Genomic DNA, 5,830 nt, shown 5'->3' with positions numbered 1-5,830 from the left:
GCACTGGTAAGCCGAGGACGAGCTGCTTCGCCAGCACCTCATCGGCCTGGGCGGGCAGTTCATACCCCCAGCCATGCGACTGGCTCATCTCGGAGACATGACGCGTACGGTGAAACTGCCGAGCGCTCATATCCGCCGCCAGGTTGGTGGCGATGCGCATCAGAAGGGCCTGAGGGTGCTGTATCTCGCGGGCCTCCCGATATGGGGTGAGCCGAAGCCAGGTCTCTTGAAGAAGGTCTTCCGCATCCTGTGCGCCGTAGCGCCGGACCAGACGAGCCCTGAACCATGCGGCGTACCGTTTGTAGAGCTCGGAAAGTGACGCTTGGCCCTCCCCCTCCATTTGCTCGAGGCCCTCCGACACGACCGCGCACTCTCCAATGGATCGACAAATCACCTGAAACATCGAAAATGACACGTTTAGGGGACAGCGCCTATCGCGCAATCTCACCCTAATGTGGCGATGGACGTTATCGCCCAGCTTGGGAAAAACGTGCGAGCGATCCGAACAGAGATCGGCCTCTCCCAAGAGGAGGTGGCATTTCGCGCAGGTCTTAAGCGGAGCTACCTAAGCGATCTAGAACGCGGCACGCGAAACCCCACGGTCCGCGCTCTCGGGCGCATCGCAGATGCTCTTGGCGTGCCTCCAAGTCGCTTGCTTCAAAACTAAAGTCTGGTGGGTTCATCGCATTGAACGTGTGTGAAAATGACACGATTGGTGGGCGGCGTCCGAACCTAGGCTTGGGCCATCTGTTCGCATGGACGTCGTCGCCCTCTTCGGGAAGAACGTGCGAGCGCTTCGAGATCGTGCAGAACTGTCGCAAGAAGAGTTGGCTTTTAGAGCCGGCATGAAGCGCAGTTATTTGAGCGATCTAGAACGTGGCACTCGGAATCCGTCTGTGCGCGCGCTCGGCCGATTAGCCGAGGCGCTTGGTGTAGCCCCGTCGCGTCTTCTTGAATCTCACGCGCCACCGAAGAGCTGACAAGACGTCCTAGAGGCTGCGCAACTGCTTACGTCCAATTGCCGAAGCTACTGACCGCCAAGATCGGACTTCGACTTCCGACCTAACAGCAGACCCATAAGCCGTCGATAAGGCGTCTCAGCCCAAGGCGTCGATAAGGTCTGCGGTGTCGAAGCTCAGCAGGAACTGGGCGTAGGAACTGCTGAACAGGTCCGCGACATAGTCCGCCACTTCCACGTCTTCGACCGCTTCGCCCTTCTCCTGCTGGAGAGCGTATTTGCGCGCCTTGGTCGCGGCAAACAGGAACAGGGTGTGGAAATAGACGGTGCTGACGAAGCGCTTTTCGGCCAGTTCAACCGCCTCGGCCGATTTGGCGGACCGGTTGAAGTCCTTTAGCACCGAACTATCGACGTTGACATAAATCCGCGCGAGCTTGTCATCCTCCACATATGGTTGGACGACGACGCCATGGCTCATGTCCAGGCCGGCCTCCTGCAAGTCCTCCCAAGATTTATGGCCCTCGCCTCCCTCGCGCGAACATAGGACCAGCTCGGGGATGCCTAGTGGGGGCTCATCCTCGGGCACCTTCGCAGGGGGCTTCCGCTCCGGGTCGGTGATCCGTACCAAAACGGTCTCGGCCAGGTCGCCCGTGGGGCTCGACAAGGCGGCTCGCAGTTCGATCATGTCCCCCACGGCGGCTTCGGCGGAGGCGTGTAATCCGACCTTGATCGCCCCCTCTGTCGGACTAGACCGCGTCACGCTGAGCAGATCGCCCACGGCAGACGGGGTGGCGGCCTGGCCGCCTCCGGTCGATGTCGCCTGGGGCACCATGATCGCCAGCTTGAGATCGCCGGGATCGTCGGTCCGGTCGAAATAGTCGTTCTCCACATCGGTCGCGAACGAGATCGTCCGGCTGCCGCCGAGCGGCAGCTTGAAAAGTCGGAGCCCGCCCTCCTGATTGTCCCCGCCCCGAACACGGAACACCGAAGGATACCGCTGGGGATTGAAGGGCGGCGCATCGCGCGGCGCCCGGGGGGAGCCCTTCTCCTCGCGCGGCTTGTCCGCTGCGCCCGCCGGCCGGTCCGGCAGGTCGAAGGTCTGTCGCAGCATGCTGCTGAGCGTGGCGTTGATGGCCAGGTTCCGGCTCAGCTGCCGAAGCATCTGGCTGGTGTCCTGGCCGTCCATGCTCAAGCTGGACTTGCGGCGCTTGGAAATTTCAGCGAGCTCGCTGGCGGCCAGCATGTCCCGCAGATGTTTGCGGATGGCGTCTGCCTTGTCGCCCGCCTTCAGGCGGTCGCGCGACGCCATGAACATCTCGTTGCGGACCCACGGATGGAGTTTGGAACAGTCCACGTGGATGAGGAGATAGTCCTTCAGCAGGGGCATCTTCAGCGCCCGTGTGATAAATTCGGAGGTGTAGCTGCCATGGACCTGACCGTTCAGGGAGAAGAGGACACTCATGTCGTTCTTGAAATACTCCCTCTGGATATAGGCCCTCGTCTCCTTAACCCCCTCGCCCCGGGACCGGGCCTTGAAAACATAGACCGTCACGCCCAGCTCGCCGAAGTCCGGGGTCGTCGACACCATGGAGAAGCGGGTCTCCACCGTCTGGGCGTCGGCGTCCAGCCGGCGCTTGAGGCCGTGGACGATGGTCGTTAGAGCGCGGTTGCGGGGATAGCGCTCTTCGGTGTCGACTGTCAGGAACGGCAGGGCGGGTTCGAATAGGAACTCGTTCAGACTGACATTGAGGTCACGTGAAATGACCGACCTCGCGCCCGACGGCAGTCGATAGGAATAGAGTTTGAGGAGGGAGCCGGTCTGGAAGGTCCGCCCGTCCAAGCCGACGTCCAAATCGCCGACGTCGATCGCCGGGACCTCGCCGTCGAAGATCAGATATTCGTACCAAGTGTTCTTGCGACCGGCGGCGGCGGCCCGTTCGGGCGGGTGCCGTCGCAGCAGGGTGAAACCGAGCGGTTCTAATCCGTCGTAACGCTTGCTGGCGACCAGCTGAAAGCGGCGGTCGCCGCAGAAGGCGATCGCGCCTGCGCCGCCCATATTGTATTTGCCCTGGACGAAATGGACCTCGTTCTTGTTGCCTCTCAGGAGGGACAGGAACGTCCCGCCGAAATCCTTAGCCGCCTGGCCCACGCCATTGTCGTAAACCAAAAGGGAGGTGTCCCCCACAGGTCCGCTGGCGACGATCTGGAGATCGCGGGCTTGGCTCCGCCTGGCCTCGCCGACATCCCAGTTCAGGTGGTTGGGAAAATACCGGTCCAGCGCCTCCTTCACGCTGCATGGCGCAGCCTTCGACTTGATGTCGATCCCCTCCTCGAGAACTTTCTTCTCAAGGATCGCGTCGATGCCATTGGTGATCTTCTCGACCAGGGCGGGCACCGGATGGGCCTGCTGGTTCTCAACCACCCCGTAGAACGACTCGTTGTCGCCATAAGGAATCCACTTCGATGCGTCGTCAGCCAGACCCTCGCCGTCCAGGATCGCCTGCACGGCGTCCTCCGTGCCGGCGCCCAGGAGGCGCATGAACAGGCCCTGCAGTCGGTGATCCATCCCCGTCCCCAACGTCGCCCCGGTCAAAGACTCCGGATCGCCAAAGGAGAACCAGCCACGCTTGTTGGGACAGCGCAACCCTCGGTGGGCCTAGCTCGTGAGGTCGCGGCAGTCCTCAACGCCGTCGTCGGCGTTTTCGATGAAAGCGTGGGTCTGCTGCAACTGAGCCTTTCAGGCGCCATGTCCTGAACAGCAGCCCCGCTCAAACCGACGGTCAGTTCTTCCATAGTTTGATATGGATGACGCCATTGGCGGAATCCGGCACCGCCTCACCGCGATCCTCGACAAGGTCGACCTTGAGATAGTCGTTAACCTGGTGGGCGGAGGCCGCCTGTCGCTTCAAGAGCCCGAAAACGTGACTTTCGATCCGATCCAGGAGGCCTTTCGCCTTCTGCCGTGAGGCGGCCGGGCGGTTGGCGTCCGCCGCGATCGCGTTCAGGCGCACCACAAAGTCTTCGATGAATTGACCGGTGAAGAACAGGGGTTGTTTTGGAAACGTTTTCGTCTTGTCGGGCGACAGGAAGGCGAACCGGTTCCGGGCGGTGAAAAGGGTTCCGACTTGATTGATCGTTCCGTTTTCCCGGACGTTGATCGACCCGCTCAGGGTCTCGAAAATCCCGGGAGCCTTGAGCAAGCCCACCCGGCCGAACGACCCGAGATAGTCCGCCTGCAGGGCGAGGAAATGATCCGACTTCAGTCTCCCCAGCCAAGTCGTCCTAGAGGACGCGAGGTTTTGTTTGAGAACGGAGAGCGACAGGGCCTGGGGGTGCTTCCACTGCCACTCGATCTCGTAAAACCGGCCGCCGACCGAAAGCGCCTGGGAAGCGCCATCGTGTTTGAACGTCGTCGATCTGAGGACGCCGTGCAGCATCAGCGCCGACTTCGCCGCCGGCGCCTTGCCGTTATGGCCGACCAGGTCGCAGATCGGGCTCATCACCGCCTGAATGGTCCGGCCTTCCACGCTTGTTGACTTTGATTTCGGCAGGGCGCCGTCCAGAAAGAGGTCGCCGGAGAGCGGGTCCATACCCTCCAGGCCTCGATAGCCCCTGTCTTTGGTGATCCGTGTCGCGCCATACAGGTCGGCGAACGCGTTCGAGGGCGGATCAAAAAAGTTTCCCGGCATGGCCTCAAAGGGGCTCGGTCCCGCTCTGGCGGGCCGCCTCTCCGAGAAGGCGCACGCCACCTGCTCGGCCAGCGCCCCGGCGATCAGCTCCTTCACATAGTCTTCGACGGGCTGCCCTTCCTGCTGCAGGCTCAGCGCGTAGAGGCGTCCAAAATCGGAGATGTCGAGGTTCTCGAGCCTTTCGCCGACCCAGGCTGACGCGGCCGCGACGGTTTCCGGCCACGCCTTTCTCATGGGCTCGACGAGGGCGCTCGCCTGGCAGGTGCTCAGGATATCGGCGATGGCGAGCAAGCCTTGCGGTTCGCTCTTTTCGATCGATTGCTTCGAGACGAACCGAAATCTCGCGGCCGCCTGCCCCGCCCGCTTTCGAAAGTTCGCGCCGATCTGGTTGGAGCCGCTCGACGATATGAGAATGAATGCAGGGGAGGTCGCGGACAGGTCCTCAGCGGTGACGGACCTGACCGCAGCCAGGTAGGTGAGCGCCCGTTCCTTGGCCCGGTCCAGGGCGCTTTTCGGCGTCGTGCCGGCCGTGGGGAAGGGCGGTATGTCGGTCGACAGGAACAGATCCAGAAAGACCACATCGGCCGTGGCCACGGTCTCGGGATTGGTCTCGGCGCCGAGCTTCATGAGCGCGACGTCCGGGAAGTCCTTGATCAGATCCTCAAGCGGCTTCAGCTGAAGGAGCTTGCTGATGCGATCGGCCTGGATGTCGGCGAACAGAAGGACCAGCGCCGCAGACGCGCCCGCCGACATCGGCGCAGGCCGCACGCCAACCGACAGCTCCCACAACTCCTCGATCAACGCCCCATTGCCGATGAAGTCCTCCCAGTCGTCGAGGTCGTCTTCGGTCAACGCGCTCAGGGCGACGAACTCGCCCATGACCGCCGGCGCGTCCTCGAGCGCGCGGACGAACTGGTTGAACGCGTTTTCCGAAATCTCCTGGCCGTCGGGGGCGTCATACGCATCATCGACGATGGCGAGGGTTTTAACGCCGCCCGCCAAGGCGGCCTCCGCAAGCATGCCGGTCATTTTGCGCTCACGCCGTCGAGGTTCAGAACGAAGGTATGCCAGGCGTCCGCGCCAGCCGGCCCGATCAGGGAAAGGCTCCAGCCGTGATAGTCCGCGAGCTCCCTGGCAATATAGAGTCCCAGACCGCTGCCTTCGCCCGATGGCTTGGCGGAGA

Annotated in this window: 5 protein-coding genes; 2 read left to right on the top strand and 3 right to left on the bottom strand. The window is 62.4% G+C overall.

All coding sequences use genetic code 11. The features are described from left to right. Nucleotides 1–340 (bottom strand): RNA polymerase sigma factor (locus tag Q0C81_RS18325; protein WP_367118028.1); only part of this gene is annotated, 340 nt, incomplete at its 3' end. Nucleotides 341–460: 120 nt separating this feature from the next. On the opposite strand from Q0C81_RS18325, the gene Q0C81_RS14990 reads away from it, so the two are divergent. Together Q0C81_RS14990 and Q0C81_RS14985 are read left to right on the top strand one after the other, a co-directional pair. Continuing rightward, complete coding sequence (locus Q0C81_RS14990; protein WP_291839656.1) at nt 461–667, top strand: helix-turn-helix transcriptional regulator; 207 nt, start codon at nt 461–463, stop codon at nt 665–667. A gap of 88 nt (nt 668–755) precedes the next feature. Beyond that, nucleotides 756–980 (top strand): helix-turn-helix transcriptional regulator, encoded by a 225-nt coding sequence (locus Q0C81_RS14985; RefSeq protein ID WP_291839652.1) that lies wholly within the window; start codon nt 756–758, stop codon nt 978–980. A gap of 117 nt (nt 981–1,097) precedes the next feature. On the opposite strand, the gene Q0C81_RS14980 is transcribed toward Q0C81_RS14985, so the two are convergent. Both Q0C81_RS14980 and Q0C81_RS14975 read right to left on the bottom strand, forming a co-directional pair. Next, the gene (locus tag Q0C81_RS14980) at nt 1,098–3,464 is read right to left on the bottom strand and encodes a hypothetical protein (protein ID WP_291839647.1); all 2,367 of its coding nucleotides are present in this window, start codon (nt 3,462–3,464) and stop codon (nt 1,098–1,100) included. A 274-nt stretch (nt 3,465–3,738) separates the two neighbouring features. Then, on the bottom strand, nt 3,739–5,676 hold the full coding sequence (locus Q0C81_RS14975; RefSeq protein ID WP_291839644.1) for a hypothetical protein: 1,938 nt from the start codon (nt 5,674–5,676) through the stop codon (nt 3,739–3,741). Between the last annotated feature and the right edge of the window lie 154 nt (nt 5,677–5,830).

This window comes from Brevundimonas sp., from assembly GCF_023259385.1.
Lineage (GTDB): Bacteria > Pseudomonadota > Alphaproteobacteria > Caulobacterales > Caulobacteraceae > Brevundimonas.
Note: the sequence above shows the minus strand (reverse complement) of the source record. Positions and strands in the feature narration are given on the sequence as shown.